Genomic DNA, 22804 nt, shown 5'->3' with positions numbered 1-22804 from the left:
TTGAATTTTCGAATCCTATAAATGATTATTTCAATTGTGCATCAATTAGTTCTCCTAAGTTACTGTTAGAATGCCCTGCAAATAAAATATTTCCATCTTTCCCAATAAGAATAGAGGTTGGTATTCCTTGTATTTTGTAATTAGTAACCACTTCTGATTTGGAGTCAAACACAACATTAAAAGTGTATTTCTTTTCAGTTAAATAGTCTTTAACGTTTTTTAAAACCTCATCATCTTTTTTATTTTCCCATGTATTTATAAATAAGAAAGTCACATCTTTATCCTTGTATTTGTTAACCAATTCCTGCATTTTAGGGAAAGAAGCTTTGCAAGGTCCGCACCATGTTGCCCAAAAGTCAAGAACAACTATTTTTCCTCTGTAATCAGAAAGTTTTACTTCTTTGCCTTCTATATTTTTCAGGGCAAAATCAGTTGGAGTTTTACCGCCGAATTGCTCAATAATTTTTTTATTTCTTTCTTCCTCATTTAATTGATCTGCCTTTGCCTTTAATTTTTCAAAATCTGCAAGCGGAAGGTTTTCTGCAATATAAATCTCTTTTAATTTCGAAACCAATGCAGGAGTAACTGTGTTGGTGCTTATTTCATTTTCAAGATAAGTTCTGACTTCGTTTTTACTTTTTACTTTTTCCATCATGGCTACGTAACGTTCTTTTCCGCCAGCATCGAATCCGTTAGCTTTTCTTACGCTGTCCTGATATTTGAAAGCTTCCTCATAATTACCTTGTTTGTAAAGTATAAGTGCATAAGTATCAGCATACATATTAAATTGAAACTGATATTGTGGATTAAAACTTTCTTTTGCATTTTCTTCAAGAAGATTTAGCGATCTTTTAGAAATTTTGGAAGTAAAGTCCATGTCTTTAATAGGAGAAGTTAAATCTTCGCCGGTTAAGCCCCAGGCAAAATCGTTATAAATGCCTGCAGGATCATTTACTTTGGATTCTATTTTTTGTGCTTTTTCAAAATCTTTATCAGTAAGATACTGATTCATCAAACTGTTATAAAAAATGCCTAAAGTTCCTTTCGATTCCTCTTTATACTTTGTTTTACAAGTGTCTATACACTTTAAAATATAATCTTCTGTTTTGTCCTTTTTAGCAAAAAAGCGGTTGATAAATTGATTTTTCGCCAGTTTTCCGGAAGGATATTTTGTTAAGATTTCTTTTTCTAATTTTGCTTTTTCATCAGACATTCTGTTCATGGAATAAGCATCATTAGCAAGCATGTCATCTTCTTCTGTATTTTTTTTAAGGCATTTTTCGGCAAAAACTAAAGCCTCTTTATTGCTCTCTTCTTTATTGATCTGGCTTTTCTGATAAAGATAGCTCATATAAGATTTGTCACTTTTTAGGTCCGGATATTTTTCAAATAATTTCTCGTAAGCTGCAACCTGAGCTTCCGGTTTGAGGTCTATTTTGAGTTTCAAAAAATAGTTTGCAAAATTTCCCATAGCAATTTCACTTGCCAGAGTTTTACCAAGTTCAGAAGCATTTTGTGTTTTTAGATACACAACATAACCCTGATCTTTATTGTTGTCGATAATTTCCTGGGCATTAGTAATCATAACGATCAGCGTTCTTGCAGAGTCGGCTACTTTTGCTGTAAACTCATAATTTTTCCCTTTTTTTACTAATTTTTGAGTCTGTGAATCATAGTAAGAATCTATAATGCTGGCTTTATAATTCTCTTTAATAACAATTCCCTGTGCTGGTTCGTAAACATAAGTGTTTTCGGCACCAATTTTAAATTTCGGGTTTTTCAGATAGATTTTTCCATTTTGAGAAAATAGATTGCTAACAACGGCAAAGAATAACAAAATGTAGATTTTTTTCATCTTTTTGTGGTTTTTTATTTGTTTGTTTCTTAATTGTTTAACGATTTGTAAAGTTATTTATTATACAATGAGTTGTTTTTTTATTAAGAAAATATTAGCAAATAGAATGTGAAATTATTTTGTTGCCTTATGTATCTGCAGTATATTTTTATCAAAAAAATAGATTTATTTCCTTACTCCAACTGCAGTTCTGTAAAACTCGTATCCTTTTTCAGAACGGTTTGGAAGAAATTTTTCACGGTATGCATCAGCACCTAAATCCTCTAAAACTTCAATATTAAATTGATTTAAATAGTTAGGTAATTCCTCAGGAAGAAAACCAAAAGTCCAGTGTTCTTCTATTTTTTCGAGATCTTCCAGTAATTTTTTTCCGCCTAAGAAAGAAGCAGGATTTTGAAGGATATCTTTATGAACATAAGTAAAAATGACATGGCTGTTTTGGGCAAATTTTGAAATAAAAGAAAAAGTGCTTTTTACAGCTTCTTCTGTTAGGTAATTGGTTACACCTTCCCAGATTATTGCGGTAGGTTTTGAAAAATCCAGATGGTGTTTTACAGCTAACTCATCCAGATTTTGTTCATTAAAATCAATTTGAAGAAAAGTTAAATTCTCAGGAACGAGACCGATGCGTTTTTTATAGATTTCAGCTTTAAAATTAGAAGTATTCGGATGGTCAATTTCAATTACGGGAATCGATTTTAGAAAATCAAGACGTACCGCTCTGGTATCAAAACCTGCTCCTAAAATAATAACCTGTTTTACTCCTTTTTCGACAGCATTTTCTAATAAACTGTCAATATATTTTGTTCTGGCAATTCCGGAAGATAAGGCGCCCGGAATCTTTTTGTTAATTGTATTATTAATATATTTTGTAAAAATAGAATAAGGATACAAACGGGTTGCAAGCCTCAACTTTGAATCTGTAAAATGAATAGCGTAAGGATCTGAAAATAATCTGTCTTTACGTTGTGTTTCCAATGCTCTAAAGAACGCCATATATTGAGCTGTTCTGCTTGTTTTTTCTGCTTTCATCGGAATTTTATTTTTTAGAAAACAAATTCTCTGCAACCCAGGCCGGACCAATTAATAAAAACTGAAGGTCCTTTAAGAAAGAGGGCTTTTTACCTTCAATATTATGTCCGTAAAACTGTCCGATCCAGGCAATAACAAAAACGCCGATTGAGAATGCCCACAACGGAACAATCTGTCCGATATAATAATTTAGGATTAAACAAACTCCCGAGAACAAAGCAATTTTAATTGCCATAGCAACCGATAATCTGATGTAGAAAACGAGAACAAAAAGCAAAACCACAAAAGCCCAATTTTCGATAATGGGTAAATTTAGTTTTAAAGTATTGGCAATAATTCCGTTGGGAATGCTCATTAATAAACCAACGATCGAAAAGAAAATAGCGGGTACACAAATATAGTGTATGGCTTTGTTGGTTGGATTTTGATGACTTACTGCATATTCTGTAAACCATTGATCTAATGTTCTCATTTTTTGTGGTTTTATAGTTAGTTGCAGTAAAACTAATGAAATTTTTCTTACGTTTTACCGTGCTGTATTTTCATAATTTCATTCACGATAGAAAGCGCTTTTTCAAAAGATATTCCGTTTTCCTGATCGATTGTCAAAGGATGATTTTCTTCAGTCATTTTAATTTCCGGAATCAATCCTAATTCTTGTTCAATAGCAATTGTTTTAAGAGATATCGTTTTTCCATAAGTTGGAACATCAGTCTGCATCCAGCCAAAATAGGGCTCCTGATTAATACGGTTGGGATTTTCCCATAAATCCATTCGCAGACAGAAATTGTCTTCGCTTATGGTGGTCCAGACATTAAAAACCAAATCTTCATGGTAATCAATTATCGGAATAGTTAATCTCCCTCTGTGAAAAAAATGTTCTTCATCTACATAACACCAACTACCGCCATATTCGATTCGTTTTTCTCTTTCTTCGGGCGGAATGGCAAAATAATATGCAGGAAATTCATTGCCGAAACATAAAGGTATTTCGTCGAAAGATTCGCCACAGCAGGAACATTTGTAAGGATGCATTTTGATTTTTATATAAAGGTATTTAAAATTTATTGCTGATTATATTTAAAAACATTATCCCACAATTCATCGATTTTGACCAGCGCTTCGTTTAGTGGAATAACGTTCCATTTTCCATCGGTTTCTATTCCTAAACCAATGCTTTTTAATTTTAATAAAGCATCGTTTACATCAAAATCTAGGTCGGTTTTTAAATGAGCAGCAAACCAGGATTCTATTTGCGAATCTAACTCAGAAGCAGTTAATGCATTTTGGCTTCTGCTTAAAAAGGCATATGCTAAAATGGTTTCTTTTAAAGCTTCTTCTTCAGACGAATTTAAAAGAGAGTAAAAAGCACCACTATTGTTACCCACATTCTTAAAATACAAACTGTCTGAAAGGGTTTTGGAATATCTTATTTTCTTATTTATAAAATTATTGTATTGACGGAAACAGTAAGCAGCCAAAATTCCCAATGCAATTAAGCCTTGATTTAAGGACGTTTTACTGTTTAATAAATCGATGGTTTCACCGGTTTGGTATGCGTCATACATATTTAGCAAAGCCGGAATTACCTTGGCGCTTAAAAGCGAAATTCCACCAAAAACTCCCGGAATCCAAAGCAGCATTTTGTCTTTTAAAGACATTTTGGGAACAGCATTTGGGAATGTTGTTTCGAGATCATTTTTAGGAACACGTTTGAAAATTTTCAAAGCAATAGATCCCGGATCGATCGGCATTTTCCCCAATTTTACTTTCTTTGCAGCAAGATAATCAGCGTCGCTGTAATTGAGGTAAATCAGGACACGATCGTAATATTCGATTTCAACTTCTTTTTTCCAGAAAAAAAACTTTTTAACTTTTTCTTTTGCCTTATGATGACCGCGGGCATATAATTCGAAATCTTTAAAAGCATTGAAATCAATTGCCAGATTTAAGCCTATTAAGTCCGATTCTTCAAATGCGGCTTTTAAAGTTTCTTCGTCAATTCGGTAATAATTGCCACGTTCTAAAACTGTAAGCAGGGTTTCTTTAAAAATGCCAAAATCACTTTTACCAATAAAACCTTCACGTTCTTTTTCGCTTAAATCCGGATCATAAAGCGCATAGTTTTGTTTTAGGTTTCGGTTCAGGTTAAAAGACTCGTAGTGATAATAATGCTCGATGATATCGAATAATTTTTTAAAATCATCTGCCTTTTTGGGATCTTCAGCTAAAGCAATTTGCTGTTCTAATAAAAACTCTTTGTTGAACGGAATATAATGTTCTCGCGTCATGTCGATTTGGGCTTTAATTTTTTTCTGGCGTAGAAGCTGCAAAGATACGAAGGTTTGGTTATTTTTTTGTTTCAGGTTTCAAGTTTCAGGTTTTGACTGAAATAAGGATAACAACCAATTTATGCCAGTTTTGTCCTCCTGAGGAACGAAGGATCAAACAAATAGTTCCGTAAAGTATATCGACTACCAAGACGCACAGTTTTTTTGTCTTCCTGAGAAACGAAGGATCACAGAAGTGACTCCGTAAAGTATATCGACTATTAAGACGCACAGTTTTTTTGTCCTCCTGAGGAACGAAGGATCAAACAAGTAGCTCCGTAAAGTATATCGACTACCAAGACGCACAGTTTTTTTGTCCTCCTGAGGAACTAAGGATCACACAAGTGACTCCGTAAAGTATATCGACTATTAAGTCGCACAGTTTTTTTGTCCTCCTGAGGAAAGAAGGATCACACAAGTAGCTCCGTAAAGTATATCGACTATTAAGTCGCACAGTTTTTTGTCCTCCTGAGGGACGAAGGATCAAACAAGTAACTCCGCAAAGTATATCGACTATCAAGGCGCACAGTTTTTTGTCCTCCTGAGTAACGAAGGATCATACAAGTAGCTCCGCAAAGTATATCGACTATTAAGTCGCACAGTTTTTTTGTCCTCCTGAGGAACGAAGGATCACACAAGTGACTCCGTAAAGTATAGCAGACAATCTGTGTCGACATGCGTGTGTGATCCTTCGTTCCTCAGGAGGACAAAACTGGGGGATAATCTTTGTCGACATACGTTTGTGATCCTTCTTTCCTCAGGAGGACAAAACTGGGTGGATGATCTTTTGTGGATATGCGTTTGTGATCCTTCGTTCCTCAGGAGGACAAAACTGGGTGGATGATCTTTGTCGATATACGTTTGTGATCCTTCGTTCCTCAGGAGGACAAAACTGGGGGATAATCTTTGTCGACATGCGTGTGTGATTCTTCGTTCCTCAGGAGGACAAAACTGGTGGATGATCTGTGTCGACATGCGTGTGTGATCCTTCGTTCCTCAGGAGGACAAAACTGGGTGGATGATCTTTGTCGATATACGTGTGTGATCCTTCGTTCCTCAGGAGGACAAAACTGGGTGGATGATCTTTGTGGACATACGTTTGTGATCCTTCGTTCCTCAGGAGGACAAAGTTGGGGGATAATCTTTGTCGACATACGTTTGTGATCCTTCGTTCCTCAGGAGGACAAAACTGGGTGAATGATCTTTGTGGACATGCGTTTGTAATCCTTCGTTCCTCAGGAGGACAAAAGTGGGGGATAATCTTTGTCGACATGCGTGTGTGATCCTTCGTTCCTCAGGAGGACAAAGTTGGGGGATAATCTTTGTCGACATGCGTTTGTAATCCTTCGTTCCTCAGGAGGACAAAAGTGGGGGATAATCTTTGTCGACATGCGTGTGTGATCCTTCGTTCCTCAGGAGGACAAAGTTGGGGGATAATCTTTGTCGACATGCGTTTGTAATCCTTCGTTTTTTGGGGAATAAATAAAAAAGTGGGATTTCTAATCGTTACCAGCGATTTGAAATCCCACTTTGTGTTCCAAAAAAAAGTGACAAAAATTTAAAAAAGCTCTCTGGACGAAAACTAAATTCTAAACTAAAAATTATTCATGGCAATATTACCACTATAAATTAGTATGACTATGCGTATTTATACGGGTTTTTCTTTAAAGGTACTAAGATTCTAAGCGATTGAGATTCTAAGATTTTTTTGAAATTCAAAAAACTTTGCTGGTCTTTCGTTTAATTCAATTCAGACCTTTTGAGCTCGATTACGCCCTGAACATATTTTATGAGTTCTTCTTTGGTTACCGAAAAAGCGGCATTTTCTTCTTCTGTGCTGAGATATAAGTTTGCAATACTCTCGGCATCCATTTTTTGATTGAAGTAACGATCTTGTGCGTATTGAATAAGATGGTCTACAAAACGTTCGCGTTGTTTGCCTTTTTCGATGGTTTCTTTATCTACTTCTTTTATTTTATCGATTACAGACTCCGGTAGATCTATAGTGAGGTACATGCAGTCTACAGCCACTTTTGAGAGCATTTCTTTTTCTGCTTTTCCTGTGGCATTGCAGTAGGCACAAGGTGCGGGAACCCATTTTAATTGTCTTTTTAAACGAATGATATCTTCTAAGTCCACAAAGCCTTTTCCAAGACATCTCGGACATACTATAGCGGATCGTTTAAAAAAATCAAAAATACTCATGAGTTATAAAAAAATCTTAGTGGTTCTGAATTATGCTAATTTAGACAATTAAGTAAGAAAAGTTAATCATATAAAATATTTTTTTGAAGAAAAGAATGAACAAAGAGTATGTGTAGTTTTTGTTTATACTTTTTGTAGATAAGTAAAACAAAAAAGCCGCAAAGATGATTCTTTACGGCTTAGTTTAAGTTTGGTTTGGTATAGTTTTAATCTTTTCTTTTATAATTTAGAAACAATTATGCTGGGCATAAATTGTGGTATAAGTCCAGCTCCCCCAGTATACCAGTTTTTACTTGTACTTTCTGCTCCTACAGAAGGTCTTACTCCTATTGCTAGTGTGTCTCCAGCATCACAGTCTGGCGCTAGTAAAGTTATCGTAAAGGTATAGTAGTTGGCTCCTACAATTGGATAATAGTATTCTATTTCATCTACTAGAACCCCATTCTTAAAAAGTCCGATATAGGCAGATGTTACACCGCCCACATTAGGTCCCTGACTTATCCCCCACCACCTTAGAGTTGCAATATAGGTGCCTTTAATAGTTATAGACATAGGCTGACTTGTTTGGATAGTGTTATAAGTGGCAGGTGAAAAAGTTTGTGCTAACGTGCTTCTGTAAATCGTGGTTAGATCTCCAGTTTTTTGCCATCGTGCCAAACCATTAGCATTTGACATTAAAGAGGCCCCATCTGCCTGAGTTCCATCCTTAATTTGTAATGCCCCTTTTGTAGTACCATTATTAACTATTAGTTTTGCATTGGCACCACCAGTAGGTACTGTAGTTGTTCCTACCAATAGATTTCCATTTGTCGTAATACGCATACGATTGGCATTATTAGTGCGAATAGAAAGATCGGCGGCATCTGTGGTACCAATAGCATTTGTTCCCGGAGTAGTTCCTGCATTCCCACCCAATGCCCAGGCGGTTCCAGCTATACGGAACCATTTGGTTCCATCGTTATAATATTCGCCAGGGCTAACCATATTGGCTCCTGAACCTGCGGTCACGGTGTTGTAAACATGCATGCCAGCTACATGAGCAGTTAATGGGGCAGCGTTATTTACAGCAGTAAGAGCTACATTGGGCAGCAATAAGCCTTTGGTGTTGCTGCCATTACTGTTGTTTAAGTCGAGTATTGCATTTTTATTGGGAGCATTGGTTGAGATTCCTGTCTGTCCAATTGCACTATTTGTGATGCAGATTACTAAAAAGCCTGCTATACTTATATATTTTTTCATTTTTGTTTCGATTTACTTAATGTTACTTAAATAATTTAAAGCCTGATTACAACAACACTCGGCATCCAACGAAAACTTGTTCCCGCCACTCCAGTATACCATGTTGCGGAGTTTGCAGCAAGCCCACCTATTGAGGGAACAACTTTAATAGTTAATACATCATTTGCAGAACAATTAGTCGCTAATAAATTAACAGTCATAGACATGGGAGAACCATTATAGCTGTTAGCAATATAATACTCTATTCCATCTACCTGTACACCATTTTTATACAGATAGAAATAAGCAGAATTTATATTATAAAATGCAGTTGGTCCATTAGAGGTACCCCACCAGCGTATAGAAGTGATGTATGTCCCTCCCGCTCCAAGTTTAATTGGCTGGCTGGTTTGAAGTTGTGTTAGAGTAGCCCACGGAAAAGTTTGAGCAACCGTACTACGGTAAATTCCAGTTCCCAATGCTGAATTTCCAGGTTCAAACCAAGTGCCCACTCCATTGGCATCAGATACCATTATACAGCCGTCGCACTGGCTGCCGTCTTTTATTTGTATGGCACCTTTTATGGTACCGTTGTCTATTATCATTTTAGCATTGGTACCGCCTGTAGGGACTGTTGTGGTACCTACCAATAATTTACCGGCACTGTTTACACGCAAACGTTCCGTATTGTTGGTGCGGGTGGCGAGATCAACAGCATCAGTTGTGCCTATAAAGTGATTAGCAGGATTGGTACCACTATTGGTTCCCAGTTCCCAAGCGTTCACTTGAAGGCGGATCCACTGCGTGCCATCATTATAATATTCCCCAGGGGTAACCTGATTGCTGCCTGTACCCGCAGTGGCGGTATTGTAAACATGCATACCTGCTGTGTGTGCTGAAAGGGGAGAGGCATCGTTTAAGCCTGCCAAAACAACTTTTGGCAGTAGTAAACCTTTGGTATTCGTGCCGTCAGTATTATTCAAATCCAGTGCCGAATTTTTATTTGGATTATTGCTTGTCATTCCCACTTGTCCCTGCATTTTTACAGTACATACCAATAGAAATAAACCGATTATTATATATTTTTTCATCTTACTAAAAATTAAATAAAGATTTTCTAAGTAATTATTACAATTTTACTACCATTACAGTTGGCATAAATGTTGAAACGATTCCTGCTGTTCCTGTAAACCAGTTTCCTCCAAAATAAGGATTGACAGTTACAGTTAAAACATCGTTCGCTGCACAGTCTACCGCTACTAGATTAGTAGTGAAGCATACACGAAATGTAGTTCCGGTTCCTAGTTGGGTTGCATATTGCTGCAGTACATCAACCTCAACTCCATTTTTTCTTAATCCAATATTGGCTTCCACTTGATAATTAGCATTTGGAGCGTCATTATTGCCCCACCATCTTACAGATACGAGGTAGCTTCCTGCCTCACTTACTTTTATTGCTTTGCTGGTTTGTAAGGTAGTGGTTGCGTTTACAGGAAAATTTTGTGCTACGGTGCTATAGTAAATACCAGTACCGAAGTCTGTGTTTCCACCCTGAAACCATTTGGCTACCCCGTTGGCATCAGAAATTAAAGTGGCTCCATCGGCCTGAGTGCCGTCTATTAGCTGTATGGCACCCCTGGTAGTACCGTTGTCAATAACTATCTTCGAATTGGCCCCTCCTGCTATAGGGAATGTGGTAGTTCCCATCAACAATTGTCCAGTACTGCTGGTAATACGCATTTGTTCTGTGTTGTTGGTTTTAATTACAAAATCTTTTGCATCTGTTGTGCCTAAAAAATTTACAGCAGGATTGGTTCCTGCGTTTCCAGTTGTTGACCATAAGTTGCTATTGGTTTCTAAGCGCACCCATTGTGTACCATCATTGCAATACTCGCCGGGTGTTACGGCATTTGCTCCTGTACCGTCTGTTGCAGTGTTGTATACTTTCATTCCGGCGACATGTGCCGTCATTGGCGCGGTATTGTTAATAGCTTTTAGTACTACCTTAGGCAATAATAAACCTTTATCGTTTGTGCCGTCAGTCTTGTTTAGATCTAATACGGCATTTTTGTTGGGTTTGTTTCCATAGACGCCTACTTGTGAATAGCTACTCACTGTTGAGAGACACCAAAAGAAAAGTATCAGCTTTACATAAGTTTTCATAAAATTTTAAAAATAAAATTGTTGTTATTAAATATTTGTGGTTTTTCAAAATGAAAAATTCCATAATGAAATGTTTTATTCTTGTATCGGGATTGAAATACGAAGCTTAGTTTTTTTGTGATTGATACAGTGTTTTATAGTTTGTTAATCTGTTTTTTTATGGCTTTTATGGCTTCGTTGTTGAGTTTATTATATTCTGCTTTAATTATTTTAGAAATACTACCAACACGATCTCCCCGAATTGATTTTCGGATGTAATCAGCAGAACAACTATGTCTGCTTTGTATGATTTTTATAATGTCTTGATTATAAATGTGTTTCGGTTTCATTTTTTTTTTGAGGCAAAATTAATTGTGATTCATAAGGTTTATTGCCACGAAAAGGTTTCTTTGTATTAAAATAAGTCTACGCATCTTTAGTATACTCTTTGGCAGAACAGAATAAACAGCAAAAATATATTGACTCAAAAGAGATTAGGATAAGTGTTTTGGAGCGTGAAGTTAATATGCCTAATGGTTCTTTTGCCAGTCAGTTAAAAAAATAAAGCTATTGGTCTTGCTTGATTAGAAGATAATCTTAAAGAAAGTATACAGCTGGTAATCCAGAATGGTTTTTGACAGGAAATGGATAGAGGCTGAAAGGAAATAAAATTATTGAAGATGAGGTTTTGTCTAAACGAAAGTCGAAAAACCCCGAAATTACCATTGAGATTTTGGTTTATGAGGTACAAACTACCGCAGTTTTTTTATTTATTTACAGGCAGCGGTAGTTTGATACCTGTAAATTATATGAATAGGGTTACTTCTTGAAAATCTTGTACACTTTAAGCCAGAAAAAAATAACAACCGAAAAAAGGAAAAAAACAATGTTAAGTTTAATATTGTAAAGACGATCCGAAAAAATCCAATTTTCCTGTACAGACTCTTCGTAAGAATTCCCAATATATCCAATGTGTTTCTGTTTGTTGACCCATGCATAATAATCAAAAACAGTATGGTCCGAAGAATATTTAACCGGTTCAACAGTAAGCTCTTCTTCAAGAAGTGCACTGCCGTCAGGAACATTTAGATTAAATACAGTTTTGTAATTATCAAATTTTTTAGACAAGCCATAATAGAAATCTTTTTTGTTTTTTGAGCCTTGTGTTACGGTAAAAAACGAATCGATTGCAACATATTCTTTGCTGTATTGTTCAGGATTATGAAACATTTCCTTATTCTTAAAATAAAATGTCAATTGACTTCCGGTCATTGCAATTGATACAAAAAAAGTAAATATAGCGGCAAAGAATAAAATGCCCTTCAGTTGATCCATAAATAGGGTAGTGTAGTTTTGGGTTGATTTGGGAGTTAAAAGTAAATAAAAAATAGTGTTTTAATAACTGATTTTCGGAATAGTAAATATCCGATAATGTGGGGATTAGATAAATACTGTTGGTAAACTTAGAAAATAGTATCCGGATTTAATCGTAAGTTTGGTAAAATAAGCAAGAATCAGGTTAGATATGGAAAATAAGAAAACTTCAGGAATTCAGAATTTTGTCCGCATACTATTAGGATTATTTATGATTATGGCTGCTTTTGGTCATTTTACTTTTCAAAGGCAGGATTTTCAGGCGCAGGTGCCTAATTGGGTGCCATTGGACAAAGATCTTGTGGTTGTTCTTTCCGGAATTGTAGAGATTGCTTTAGGACTTAGTATGTTGTTTCTAACAAAGTATAAAGTACAAGTTGGAATTGCATTGGCTGTGTTTTATGTCTTAGTTTTTCCGGGTAACATTGCACAATACCTAAACGGAACTTCCGCCTTTGGACTCGATACAGATCAGGTTCGTTTGATCCGATTGTTTTTTCAGCCGGTTTTGATTTTTCTGGCGCTGTGGTCGAGTGGTGGGATTGGGTATTTTTTTATAAAAAAGCTCAACTAAAAAGTTGAGCCTTTAAATTTAATAGAATTTTAGTCTTTATTCTTCGAATATTTTTTCAGTGTTTTCATTATTTTTTTCTCCGTAAAGCTTTCTTCCAAGCTCACCTTTGTCTCCAAGTGCTCGTCCTTTAATTAACCAGGCTGTGCCAAAAGCAAAAAGAGACAGTGCTTCAAAGATTAAAGTCGTATAATTATACTTAAGATAGGAGCAGATAGGGATTAAAATCATAAAAAGCAATATAGAATACCCACAAAACCTATAAATATGGTTCTCATATGCAACTTCATTAATGTTACTTTCTTTTTTTTGTCCAATGGTAAAAACGTTGATTGCTAATAATGCCAATATTAAAAAAAGGATAGCGGCAAATGCATAATGAAGACATCCAAGCCATTTTATGTCATATGGTATGAGGGAGTAAATTTTTTGTGAAAATGTATCAGGTGTTGTTGGAATAAATGCAACCCCGATAGCCATGATTCCGCCTATATTGGTTAATAATTTGTCATTTTTCCAAAGAGAGGGATTGTTATGCCCTTCGTATCGAATTAAAAACAGACCTACAGCACATAAAGTACCCGTGAAAATTTCTCTAAGATTGGTATAGTAATAATGACTTATTGAATGTTGTATGTCAGTTTGGAAAAAAGAAAAACAAGATAGAACTAGAAGAATAATTGGTAGACTTATAGCCAGATATCCAATGGCGCGTCTGATGCTTCTATAGGTCATTACATCAAAGTCTTTTCCGTCGTATGTTAGTTTCATTTTACTTAAGTTTTAAAGTTAGATTGTTTTTTATTAAATGTTTCCAAATTTTGTAAATAGCTAATGAATTTAAATTTATTATTTCTTAGCTTTCTTTTCAAAAATTGTAAAGGGCACTCCAATAGACGCTTTTACAATAAAGTTATCCCAGGCATTTGTTGAATAATATTGATTTTCAAAACCAGATGAAAGATTTATAATAACGGCATCTGCTTTTGCTTTTACAAGTAACCCTAGCAATAAAGTATAGGTAGGTTTATATTCGATGTTAGTTACACTTACAGGTGAATTAAAACTTACTTGTGCTGAAAATCCGATATTTTTTTCAGCAAGACATAGTGTTGCATAGTATAAACCAAAATCTATATTGTAAACAGGGTTTCTTAAATCGTTATAATTTGCAATTGTTTCACCATCATCGTTTTGGATTACATATGAAGTAGGTATTGTACTAGTTTCAGCAAAAATATTGAATCCATCTGTTTTAAGAATCTGAGAGTCCAGAAGACTTCCTCTATTGAATTTGGTATACAATTTAAAATAGTGAAAACTTTTCATGCTACGGCTATAGTTTCCAGATAGTTCTGTAGAAAATTTAAATAGATTGTCAATTTTTACTTGTATATTTTCATCTATTATGTCTTGATTATTAATAGTTATAGCTGAATTTGAAAAAGATGCTTTTAATGTTGTCCAACAGATTGAGTATCCAAATGAGGCATCATGTGTTGAATCGAATTTTTCGAATTTTTTTTCAATATATGATTTTACGGGATAATCGTCTTTATCAACATTATCTCTTAAGCGGAGTAGTTCAATTGCAGTATTTCTTATTTCTATCAAATCTTTAAGTTCTTTTTTCAAATCTAATTCTTTAGATTCGACTAATGTTATTTTTTCTCCATTGCTAGTGTCAATGGTTATATAGGTTGTTTTAATCCCATCTACAGTAATTGAGCCTTTACTTAAATTGTCAATTTGTAAACTTTTTTCGGTAATAGTAATTTTTTCAGTTGATGGTTGAGTATAGGGTGTTGTATTGTGAGTGAAGTTGAATTTGTTTTTTAAAATGTCGTTAATCTGTTTAATTCTTATTGAAGAAGCAACATAGGTATTTATTAAATCATCGTTTTTGTCTTTGAGGAATACTTCTCCGACACCACCTTTGTTAATTATAGTTTGAAATTGCGGACCTTTTTCTCTTGTTAGTTCTTTTGGTAATGGTTCGTTTAATAATTCTGGATCATATGACCATTTGTAGAGTTTATTGTATTTTGGAATTAATGTGTCATTTACAAATTGCCATCGTATTTGATTTACAGAGTCACATTCAGAGATGTAATCTATATGATTTTTCCATTTATTGGTGAAGTTAAAGACATAGCTAATTCCTAAAGTACCGGTTATGTCATTACTAAATGAGCCTTTCGAATAAAATTTATACGCATCTGATTCCATTTTTGTTGAAACACCAATATCAAATATGTATTTGTGCTCGCGTTTGGTGCTTTTATAAAATGCGCCATTTACACTAAGGGTGTTTGCATCTTTATCTTTTACATAGGAAAATGCAGAGCCATTTTCAACTACATCGGAAGTGGTTGTGACCACTGTTGAAAACACATTTTTTAATCTTTTTTCAAAAAAGTTATCACCAGAAAGCTTTATGCTGCTAGATTCGGAAGAAGGAGGATCACAATATTTGTTGAGAGTACTATATATATTTTTTGTTAAAAAGCTTATAATTTTATTTCTCTGACCTTCCCCTTTGGGAATCTCTACATCAGAGTCTGGAATATCATTTTGCGAAAAAGAAGTAATTGAGGTTAAATACAATAGCAATAGTAATAATTTTTTCATAATTGGTTGTTTTTAGATTTATGTTTGGTACATCAAGAATACCAAAATTTCAAAAATACACACCAAGTATTTATACGGTTTTTTACTACTAAATAAAAGTTAAGTAATTGTTGGCTAAAAAGTTGCTAAAAAGATTGGATTGAATAGTTTTAGCTTTAAAAAGGCTTGAAAACAGAGGTCTTCTCCACTTAAAAAACAATAAAAAAGCCCAACCCCAAAACGGTCAGGCTTCTCAAAAATTATCTAATGATCTAAATGGACAAATTATCTCATCGGCAAATTATCCAACAAAATCTGATACTTCCTCCCTACGGGGATAATATCACCATTTGACAGGGTAAGATTTTTAAAAGTAACTGTTGTAATTTTATTGGTATTTACAATAAATGAGCGGTGTACCTGAATAAAATGCGAGCAATCAATTTCGGCGCTGATGCTGGCAAGAGAGCCGTAAATAATGGCGGGCGATTTTAGTTTGCTGTTATAAAGTTTCATGTAGTTGCCGAGACTTTCAATATATAAAATATCAGAAAGAGGCGTTTCTATGGTTTGCCCGTTGGAACGATACGAAAGTGCTTTTTCGTTGCTGTTGTTTTCCTTTTTAATTGTGTTTCCGGAATGGTAGGTTTTCGCTTTTTCGATGGCTTTGGTGAATTTGTCCAATGAAATAGGTTTCATCAAATAATCGATTGCATCGTTTTGGTAAGCCGAAAGCGCAAAATCGGAATAAGCGGTGGTGACAATCGTAAGCGGACGATTGGGTTGCAGTTCCATTAATTCTACACCCGATATTACAGGCATATTAATATCCAGAAAAATAATATCGTATTGGTTTTCGTTGAGCAGTTTTATAGCTTCCATACCATTAAAGGCGCTGCCGGAATGTTCCAGCTCGTCAAATTTGGAGATGTGCGAAATCAGGGCTTTATGTGCCGGCGATTCATCATCAATTATGAGACAGCGGTAGGGAGGTGCCATATGCTTAATTTTACAACAAATAAATTTTTCTCTTTCTGGCAGCTTAAATCATGTTTTAAGCGGTAAACTTCCAAACGTCTTTTAAGATTTTCAATTCCAATTCCGGTACCCGAAAGACGGGAACCTGAATCGAGATAATTGTTTTTTAAAGTAAAAGTCAAATTTCGGCATTTTACTTTCAAATCCAGGGTAATAAAAGGTTCTGCAGTTTCGGCAGAAAATTTTACGGCATTTTCTACCAAAGGTAAAAAGAACAAAGGCGGAATCTCAATTTCTCTATTAACACCTTCGATATTCTGATTTACGGTTAATCTTTCATTTCTAAACGTGTAATATTCGATATATTTTTTGACGAAATCAATTTCTTCTTCAACCAAAACAAAATCTTTTTTGGAGGCTTCAATCTGATAGCGCAGCATGTCCGAAAGATTCAGGATGCGGTCCGGAACTTTGTCGGGTTCTGCGAGAGCTTCACCGTAAAGATTGTTCATGGCATTCAGTAAAAAATGCGGATTCAATTGCTGTTTTAAAAACGAAAGTTCCGATTTATAGTTCATGATATCTTTGTCGGCATCCATTATTTTTTTGGTAATAACCACATGAATGAAATAGAAGAACATTCCGTTTATAATCAATGATAATATTTGAAGTGTTTTGAAATTTCCCAGTCCGACAAGCGGAAAAAACCAATTCATAAAAAAGTAAAAACACGTCCAATAAGCTGCAAGAAGAAAAAAGAACGATTTAACCTTTCTTTTGAATAAAACAGGTTTGATAATGCAAATATTAAAAATAGTAATCCAGACAATGCAGGGAAAATAACCTACAGCAATTTTACTTAAAATATAAGACCAGCTATGTCCATCCAGTTTTATTTCGTCATAAACGCAGGCTAAAATGACTAAATAAACGAGTGTATTTACGAACAGATTTCGCAGAAAGAAGTTTTGATAAAGTTTGGAGATCGTCATAACGGCAAAAATAATATAATCGTATAGTTTTTAACGCTTTGAAAAGGATAAATTATACCAACGGCGTTGGTATAAATCATACGCCGTTGGTATAAAAATGCTATTATAATAAGAGTGTCTCTTTTACTTTTGAACCGAATTTCAGATCAAATCCCAAAATAAATTTTATATCTCCCAGTTTATGAAATCCAAAATCATTTCAGTTTTAGTTGTTTTTATTTCATTGAAAGCGATGTCTCAGGAAAAAGAACCCGGCATGAAAACTTTAGGCAAAGCCATAGTGGATAAATTTCCGACAACCCGAACTTTAGATATACAATACGAACAACTTGGGCCGTCCAATTACGATTCGGAATTGTTTGGGAATAAATTCGAAAGAGGAAGAGTCGAAAGTCACAGCCGATTTAAAGCGGCGTTTAATCTTCCTTTTTATGCTACAAAATCAAAGCGTTTTGTTTTAGCTGCTTCGCTGCGTTATAAATATGAAAGTTATCAGTTTGGTGATATTTACAATTATGGCACCAATGAGACTTACAGAAGAGAAAATGCCGATATTCATTTTTGGGCCGGAGCATTAACCGCTACATATATGGCATCTCTTTTTGGAAAACCTGTAATCTACAGTGCTACTGCAACAATAGACGGTGACGAAGAAAAACTACAGCGTTTAAAAGGTTTTGCTTCAGGGGTTTTAGTGCTCAAAAGAACGCCTTCAACAACCATTACAGCAGGAGTTTTAGTGCTGCTGGATCCGTCTTCGATTGTACCAATGACACCGCTTTTGTCTATAAATCATAAGTTTAAAAACTCTAAATGGGATATGGATTTTATTTTGCCGCAACGTCTTTTGTTTAGAAGAGAATTATTTGAAAACGGAAGAATTTCCTTAGGAACAGAATTAAATACTGAAAGTTTTTACTTAAATTTAAATAGTGCAAATCTGAAAGGAGTATACGAACTGAATCAGTTAGAGTTGAAATCTGGTATCACATACGAATATAGTTTTACTCCAAAACTGATTGCATTTGCAAAAGGCGGAATAAATAATGTAGTGAGCGCCCGAATTACGGAACGTGGAGAAAGAACCAATCGCTATGTTTACGATCAAAAAGAAGATGCTCAGGGGTATGTGAGAGTTGGAGTTTCGTATAACCTTTTTAATCGTAAGTAAGAATGAACATGCTGAAAGAACTAAAAGAAAATGTTATGATTGTGGAGATTTTTAAAACCAATGTTCAAAAGGAATCTGAAAAAGATTATGTCATTGCTGTTATTCAGACTCAATTCCCTGATTATAAAATTAATTTTGATCTTGAAGATTGTGATAAAATTTTAAGGGTGGAAGGAATTGATATTCAATGTGATAATTTAATGGATTATGTGCATTGTCTCGGGTATACTTGTGTGAGGCTGGATTGAAAATTTAGAATTAAAAAACTGCGACTCTTGTTTTTATTGCAACCTGAAGTTGTCATTAATATTGAAAACAGGTAAAAATACGTAGCTGTATATTTCGTTTTATAAATAAATTTGTGCGATAATTTTGTATGGCACATAAAACTACTCAAATGTTAAATCTTATTCTTTCGATTTTTCTATTTCTTTTAGAGCGACTGTTTTAGTATAGTTGTTTTTACTTCTATTAGTTTGTTATTAAATACTTTTCCTTTGTGAAAAGGTAGGTGCTTTTTTCGCATAATATTTTCCTAATTTTGCGCCCTATGAAAAAAGCATTCCAACTCTTCGATTTTACGCAAAAAGTCAATTATAAAAATGAAATTTTAGCCGGTTTAACTGTTGCCATGACCATGATTCCGGAATCTTTGTCTTTTGCAATTTTGGCCGGGTTTCCACCTTTGGTTGGTTTGTACGCGGCTTTTATTGCCGGATTGGTTACGGCTGTTTTTGGAGGAAGACCGGGAATGATTTCCGGCGGGGCGGGAGCGACTGTTATTGTTTTGATTGCTCTTATGAAATCTCATGGAATCGAATATGTTTTTGCTGCTGTTGCATTAGGCGGTGTGGTGCAAATCTGCATCGGACTTTTCAAACTCGGAAAATTTATAAGACTTGTACCGCAACCTGTAATGTTTGGTTTTGTAAACGGACTGGCGGTTGTGATTTTTATGTCTCAGTTGGAACAGTTTAAAACTATGGTTAATAGTCAGGTTTCCTGGCTGCAGGGAACACCTTTGTACATCATGCTTGGTTTAGTTGCGCTTACCGTTGCAATTGTTTTGATTTTTCCTAAAATAACCAAAACGGTTCCGGCTTCTTTGGTGGCGATTATGGTGGTTTTTGCTTTGGTGATTGTTTTTAATATTGAAACCAAAACGGTAGAAGATATTGCTTCAGTTCAGGGAGGATTTCCGCCGTTTCATATTCCAAATATTCCATTTTCATTTGAGACTTTAAAAGTAATTTTTCCCTATTCGGTAATTGTTGCGGCTGTTGGTTTGACTGAAGGTTTGCTTACGCTGAATTTAGTCGACGAAATTACCGGAACGCGTGGAAACAGCAATCGCGAATGCATTGCGCAGGGAAGTTCGAATATCTTAAATGGCTTTTTTTACGGAATGGGCGGATGTCCAATGATTGCACAGACTTTGGTTAATCTTGGTGCCGGATCAAGAGCCAGGCTTTCCGGAATTATTGCTGCATTGACAATTTTAATTATTATTCTGTTTGGTGCTCCTGTTATTGGAAAATTGCCAATGGCAGCTTTAGTCGGTGTGATGATGATGGTGGCTATTACCACTTTTGAATGGGCTAGTTTTAAAATTATTAATAAAATGCCAAGGCATGATATTTTTGTTGGAATCTTAGTTGCTGTTATTACCATTGTATTGCATAATCTGGCTTTGGCGGTTTTAATTGGTGTTGTTATTTCGGCTTTGGTATTTGCCTGGGAAAGCGCTAAAAGAATCCGTGCTCGTCAATATATTGATGAAAACGGAGTAAAGCATTATGAAATTTATGGGCCATTATTTTTTGGTTCTATAACTGCTTTTATGGAAAAATTTGATGTACAAAACGATCCGAATCATGTAATCATTGATTTTAAAGAAAGCCGTGTTTCTGATATGTCTGCCATTGAAGCTTTGAATAATATTACTAAAAAGTACAAGCAGGAAAATAAAACTATAGAATTACACCATTTAAGTACAGATTGCCGACAATTACTTAAAAACGCCGATGCGGTTATCAATGTAAATGTTATTGAAGATCCGACGTATAAAGTGGTAAGTTAGAAATTCCAATAGCTGAAATTCCAAATTCCAAATGTGATGATAAACCCGACAGGTTTTTTTAAAACCTGTCGGGTTTCTTCTTTTTGTGTCTCATTCCGGTGTTTTGTAGAGACGCACCGCAGTGCGTCTTATACGTGGCGTAACCGTAATGTTTGATATACGTTGTGATTTTGTGTAATTTTCTACATAATAAGGATTGATTTAAGTTTGTGAATTCGTGGCGAAAAACCAAAGATTGATTTTTGTAACTTTACAAAATGAAACTAACAGAAACTTTAGAAGACTTTTACACAGTAAAAATAAAAGGGATGCCCGAAAATCTTAAAAAAGAAATCGGACATTTTAATGTTTTTAAACTGGATGATTATATAGGGACTACTTGTAATCCCTTGCCTTATACACGAAAAGACTTTTATAAAATCAGTTTGATCATTGGAAAAAACAAAGTGCATTATGCTGATAAAGTAGTAGCGATTGAAGACCAGGCTTTGTTCTTTGCAAATCCTCAAATTCCTTACAGCTGGGAGCATATTGATGAAAATCAAACGGGATTTTTCTGCATTTTTACAGATGCTTTTTTTAGTCAGTTTGGTAATTTAAAAGAATATCCATTATTTCAGCCAGGCGGTAATCCAGTCGTTCCAATTTCTACTGAATTGGCAGAATCCTTAAAAACGGTTTATTTAAGAATGCTGGATGAAATTAATTCGGATTATGCTTTTAAATATGATGTACTTCGAAATCTGGTTTTTGAGATTATTCATCTGGCTTTAAAAACACAAACTGTAACTGCTTCATTATATAGTAAATCGAATGCCACAATTCGTGTTTCTTCTTTGTTTTTGGAATTGTTAGAGCGTCAGTTTCCGATTGAATCAATTTCACAGCAAATTAATTTCCGTTCACCTTCAGAATTTGCCAATCAGTTAAATGTGCATGTCAATCATTTGAATAAGGCCTTAAAGGAAACAACTGGAAAAACAACTTCGCAGATTATTTCAGAAAGAATTATTCAGGAAGCGATGATTTTGCTGAAACAAACCAATTGGAATGTTAATGAAATTGCATGGTGTTTAGGTTTTGAAGAATTGTCTCATTTTATCAATTTCTTTAAAAAGAATGTTCAGGTTTCTCCTAAAATTTATCGTTTGACAGAAATTGTTTGATTTTTGTAACTTCTTGCTTGATTGCTTCAATATTTGAGAAGCACTTCGCCAATACCTTTGTCTTGTATTTAAAACTTAAAAATTAAAATCATGGACAATAAAAAAGTTTGGTTTATCACAGGTGCTTCAAAAGGACTTGGATTAGAATTGGCTAAAAAATTATTAGCAGAAGGATTTAAAGTAGCTGCAACTTCAAGAAGTGGAGAAGCTTTAATTAAAGTTTTAGGAAATTCGTCTGAAAATTTTCTTCCTTTAGAAATGGATTTGGTTGATGAAAAAAGTGTCAAAAATGCAATCAGCAAAACTATAAATCATTTTAAAACAATTGATGTTTTGGTAAACAATGCCGGCTATGGTTTATTAGGTGCATTAGAAGAATTAACAGATGCTGAATCCAGAAAAAATTTCGAAATAAATGTTTTCGGATTATTGAATGTAATTAGAAATACAATGCCGATTCTTCGTGCTAACAATTCAGGACATATTTTTAATATTTCTTCTGTTGGTGGTTATTACGGAGAATTTCCGGGCTGGGGAATTTACTGTTCAACAAAATTTGCAGTTGCCGGTTTAACAGAATCTTTGGCGGCAGAAGTAAAATCGTTTGGAGTTCATGCGACAATTGTTTATCCTGGTTATTTTAGAACCGATTTCTTAAAAGACAGTTCATTATTATTACCTCAAAATCCTATTGCAGATTACAAAGAAGTAAGACAATCTGAAAGTGCACACAAAGACAGTATCAACGAAAATCAGCCTGGAGATCCTGTAAAATTAGCAGAAGCCTTAATTAAAGCGAGCGAAGATGAAAATCCGCCATTGCATTTATTTTTAGGAGAAGATGCCTATAATATGGCCAACCAAAAAATAGCAAGCGTTCAGGCAGAATTAGAACAATGGAAAACGGTTTCTATATCAACAGCGCTTTAATTAGATAATCAAATAAAAAACTCCAAATTCCAAATGCAATGATAAACCTGTCAGGTTTACTATTTTATTGAATTGCCTCCTGCTTTAGCTAGAGGAAAAGAATAGCTTAATCAGAAAGGGCTTTAGCCAAACTTCGTAGTTTGACTAAAG

At 34.8% G+C, this 22804-nt stretch carries 21 protein-coding genes; 6 read left to right on the top strand and 15 right to left on the bottom strand.

Annotation, left to right across the window (positions count from 1 at the left end):
• Positions 1–25: 25 nt before the first annotated feature.
• The 11 genes from ACFS3A_RS15220 to ACFS3A_RS15170 form a co-directional block, all read right to left on the bottom strand.
• A complete protein-coding gene (locus ACFS3A_RS15220; RefSeq protein ID WP_379826425.1) occupies positions 26–1855 on the bottom strand; it encodes a TlpA disulfide reductase family protein in 1830 nt (609 codons plus the stop codon).
• 165 nt (positions 1856–2020) lie between these two features.
• Positions 2021–2887, bottom strand: coding sequence for a class I SAM-dependent methyltransferase (locus tag ACFS3A_RS15215; RefSeq protein ID WP_379826424.1), 867 nt, complete (start codon positions 2885–2887; stop codon positions 2021–2023).
• A 7-nt stretch (positions 2888–2894) separates the two neighbouring features.
• Entirely contained in the window at positions 2895–3359 is a 465-nt protein-coding gene (locus tag ACFS3A_RS15210; RefSeq protein ID WP_379826423.1) for an Mpo1 family 2-hydroxy fatty acid dioxygenase, read from the bottom strand.
• Between the two features lie 47 nt (positions 3360–3406).
• Positions 3407–3922, bottom strand: coding sequence for a DUF2199 domain-containing protein (locus tag ACFS3A_RS15205; protein WP_379826422.1), 516 nt, complete (start codon positions 3920–3922; stop codon positions 3407–3409).
• 29 nt (positions 3923–3951) lie between these two features.
• Positions 3952–5178: a TMEM143 family protein gene (locus tag ACFS3A_RS15200; protein WP_379826421.1), complete on the bottom strand. Its 1227-nt coding sequence runs from the start codon at positions 5176–5178 to the stop codon at positions 3952–3954.
• A gap of 1779 nt (positions 5179–6957) precedes the next feature.
• Positions 6958–7422 (bottom strand): hypothetical protein, encoded by a 465-nt coding sequence (locus ACFS3A_RS15195; RefSeq protein ID WP_379826420.1) that lies wholly within the window; start codon positions 7420–7422, stop codon positions 6958–6960.
• Between the two features lie 219 nt (positions 7423–7641).
• Positions 7642–8661: a hypothetical protein gene (locus tag ACFS3A_RS15190; protein WP_379826419.1), complete on the bottom strand. Its 1020-nt coding sequence runs from the start codon at positions 8659–8661 to the stop codon at positions 7642–7644.
• Between the two features lie 35 nt (positions 8662–8696).
• Complete coding sequence (locus ACFS3A_RS15185; RefSeq protein ID WP_379826418.1) at positions 8697–9680, bottom strand: hypothetical protein; 984 nt, start codon at positions 9678–9680, stop codon at positions 8697–8699.
• An 88-nt stretch (positions 9681–9768) separates the two neighbouring features.
• Positions 9769–10803 carry a hypothetical protein gene (locus ACFS3A_RS15180; protein WP_379826417.1) on the bottom strand — a complete coding sequence of 345 codons (1035 nt, stop codon included), beginning with the start codon at positions 10801–10803 and terminating at the stop codon, positions 9769–9771.
• Between the two features lie 134 nt (positions 10804–10937).
• Positions 10938–11132, bottom strand: coding sequence for a hypothetical protein (locus tag ACFS3A_RS15175; protein ID WP_379826416.1), 195 nt, complete (start codon positions 11130–11132; stop codon positions 10938–10940).
• Between the two features lie 469 nt (positions 11133–11601).
• Complete coding sequence (locus ACFS3A_RS15170) at positions 11602–12117, bottom strand: hypothetical protein (RefSeq protein ID WP_379826415.1); 516 nt, start codon at positions 12115–12117, stop codon at positions 11602–11604.
• A 190-nt stretch (positions 12118–12307) separates the two neighbouring features.
• On the opposite strand from ACFS3A_RS15170, the gene ACFS3A_RS15165 reads away from it, so the two are divergent.
• Complete coding sequence (locus ACFS3A_RS15165; protein ID WP_379826414.1) at positions 12308–12730, top strand: DoxX family protein; 423 nt, start codon at positions 12308–12310, stop codon at positions 12728–12730.
• A 36-nt stretch (positions 12731–12766) separates the two neighbouring features.
• Here ACFS3A_RS15165 and ACFS3A_RS15160 read toward each other — a convergent pair whose 3' ends face one another.
• From ACFS3A_RS15160 to ACFS3A_RS15145, 4 genes are all read right to left on the bottom strand, one after another.
• On the bottom strand, positions 12767–13498 hold the full coding sequence (locus ACFS3A_RS15160; RefSeq protein WP_379826413.1) for a hypothetical protein: 732 nt from the start codon (positions 13496–13498) through the stop codon (positions 12767–12769).
• A 78-nt stretch (positions 13499–13576) separates the two neighbouring features.
• A complete protein-coding gene (locus ACFS3A_RS15155) occupies positions 13577–15358 on the bottom strand; it encodes a hypothetical protein (RefSeq protein WP_379826412.1) in 1782 nt (593 codons plus the stop codon).
• Between the two features lie 264 nt (positions 15359–15622).
• The gene (locus tag ACFS3A_RS15150; RefSeq protein WP_379826411.1) at positions 15623–16336 is read right to left on the bottom strand and encodes a LytR/AlgR family response regulator transcription factor; all 714 of its coding nucleotides are present in this window, start codon (positions 16334–16336) and stop codon (positions 15623–15625) included.
• Entirely contained in the window at positions 16309–17031 is a 723-nt protein-coding gene (locus ACFS3A_RS15145) for a sensor histidine kinase (protein ID WP_379826410.1), read from the bottom strand. The genes ACFS3A_RS15150 and ACFS3A_RS15145 overlap by 28 nt, the downstream gene beginning before the upstream one ends.
• A gap of 457 nt (positions 17032–17488) precedes the next feature.
• Here ACFS3A_RS15145 and ACFS3A_RS15140 point away from each other — a divergent pair, with 457 nt between their 5' ends.
• The 5 genes from ACFS3A_RS15140 to ACFS3A_RS15120 all read left to right on the top strand — a co-directional run bounded on the left by ACFS3A_RS15140 (position 17489) and on the right by ACFS3A_RS15120 (position 22654).
• Entirely contained in the window at positions 17489–18478 is a 990-nt protein-coding gene (locus ACFS3A_RS15140; protein WP_379826409.1) for a DUF6268 family outer membrane beta-barrel protein, read from the top strand.
• An 8-nt stretch (positions 18479–18486) separates the two neighbouring features.
• Entirely contained in the window at positions 18487–18726 is a 240-nt protein-coding gene (locus ACFS3A_RS15135; protein WP_379826408.1) for a hypothetical protein, read from the top strand.
• A gap of 302 nt (positions 18727–19028) precedes the next feature.
• Complete coding sequence (locus ACFS3A_RS15130; RefSeq protein WP_379826407.1) at positions 19029–20558, top strand: SulP family inorganic anion transporter; 1530 nt, start codon at positions 19029–19031, stop codon at positions 20556–20558.
• 257 nt (positions 20559–20815) lie between these two features.
• Positions 20816–21724, top strand: a complete 909-nt coding sequence (locus ACFS3A_RS15125; RefSeq protein ID WP_379826406.1) for a helix-turn-helix domain-containing protein — start codon at positions 20816–20818, stop codon at positions 21722–21724.
• Positions 21725–21814: 90 nt separating this feature from the next.
• A complete protein-coding gene (locus ACFS3A_RS15120; RefSeq protein ID WP_379826405.1) occupies positions 21815–22654 on the top strand; it encodes an oxidoreductase in 840 nt (279 codons plus the stop codon).
• Positions 22655–22804 lie beyond the last annotated feature (150 nt).

Source organism: Flavobacterium notoginsengisoli (assembly GCF_042686225.1).
GTDB classification, from domain to species: Bacteria; Bacteroidota; Bacteroidia; order Flavobacteriales; family Flavobacteriaceae; genus Flavobacterium; species Flavobacterium notoginsengisoli.
The sequence above is the reverse complement of the archived record's forward strand: the minus strand, read 5'-3'. Positions and strand labels throughout refer to the sequence as shown.

Bases quoted from the DNA above. Each gene is read 5' to 3' on its own strand.
- ACFS3A_RS15220 (WP_379826425.1), bottom strand. From the start codon at position 1,855: ATGAAAAAAATCTACATTTTGTTATTCTTTGCCGTTGTTAGCAATCTA.
- ACFS3A_RS15215 (WP_379826424.1), bottom strand. From the start codon at position 2,887: ATGAAAGCAGAAAAAACAAGCAGAACAGCTCAATATATGGCGTTCTTT.
- ACFS3A_RS15210 (WP_379826423.1), bottom strand. From the start codon at position 3,359: ATGAGAACATTAGATCAATGGTTTACAGAATATGCAGTAAGTCATCAA.
- ACFS3A_RS15205 (WP_379826422.1), bottom strand. From the start codon at position 3,922: ATGCATCCTTACAAATGTTCCTGCTGTGGCGAATCTTTCGACGAAATA.
- ACFS3A_RS15200 (WP_379826421.1), bottom strand. From the start codon at position 5,178: ATGACGCGAGAACATTATATTCCGTTCAACAAAGAGTTTTTATTAGAA.
- ACFS3A_RS15195 (WP_379826420.1), bottom strand. From the start codon at position 7,422: ATGAGTATTTTTGATTTTTTTAAACGATCCGCTATAGTATGTCCGAGA.
- ACFS3A_RS15190 (WP_379826419.1), bottom strand. From the start codon at position 8,661: ATGAAAAAATATATAAGTATAGCAGGCTTTTTAGTAATCTGCATCACA.
- ACFS3A_RS15185 (WP_379826418.1), bottom strand. From the start codon at position 9,680: ATGCAGGGACAAGTGGGAATGACAAGCAATAATCCAAATAAAAATTCG.
- ACFS3A_RS15180 (WP_379826417.1), bottom strand. From the start codon at position 10,803: ATGAAAACTTATGTAAAGCTGATACTTTTCTTTTGGTGTCTCTCAACA.
- ACFS3A_RS15175 (WP_379826416.1), bottom strand. From the start codon at position 11,132: ATGAAACCGAAACACATTTATAATCAAGACATTATAAAAATCATACAA.
- ACFS3A_RS15170 (WP_379826415.1), bottom strand. From the start codon at position 12,117: ATGGATCAACTGAAGGGCATTTTATTCTTTGCCGCTATATTTACTTTT.
- ACFS3A_RS15165 (WP_379826414.1), top strand. From the start codon at position 12,308: ATGGAAAATAAGAAAACTTCAGGAATTCAGAATTTTGTCCGCATACTA.
- ACFS3A_RS15160 (WP_379826413.1), bottom strand. From the start codon at position 13,498: ATGAAACTAACATACGACGGAAAAGACTTTGATGTAATGACCTATAGA.
- ACFS3A_RS15155 (WP_379826412.1), bottom strand. From the start codon at position 15,358: ATGAAAAAATTATTACTATTGCTATTGTATTTAACCTCAATTACTTCT.
- ACFS3A_RS15150 (WP_379826411.1), bottom strand. From the start codon at position 16,336: ATGGCACCTCCCTACCGCTGTCTCATAATTGATGATGAATCGCCGGCA.
- ACFS3A_RS15145 (WP_379826410.1), bottom strand. From the start codon at position 17,031: ATGAATTGGTTTTTTCCGCTTGTCGGACTGGGAAATTTCAAAACACTT.
- ACFS3A_RS15140 (WP_379826409.1), top strand. From the start codon at position 17,489: ATGAAATCCAAAATCATTTCAGTTTTAGTTGTTTTTATTTCATTGAAA.
- ACFS3A_RS15135 (WP_379826408.1), top strand. From the start codon at position 18,487: ATGCTGAAAGAACTAAAAGAAAATGTTATGATTGTGGAGATTTTTAAA.
- ACFS3A_RS15130 (WP_379826407.1), top strand. From the start codon at position 19,029: ATGAAAAAAGCATTCCAACTCTTCGATTTTACGCAAAAAGTCAATTAT.
- ACFS3A_RS15125 (WP_379826406.1), top strand. From the start codon at position 20,816: ATGAAACTAACAGAAACTTTAGAAGACTTTTACACAGTAAAAATAAAA.
- ACFS3A_RS15120 (WP_379826405.1), top strand. From the start codon at position 21,815: ATGGACAATAAAAAAGTTTGGTTTATCACAGGTGCTTCAAAAGGACTT.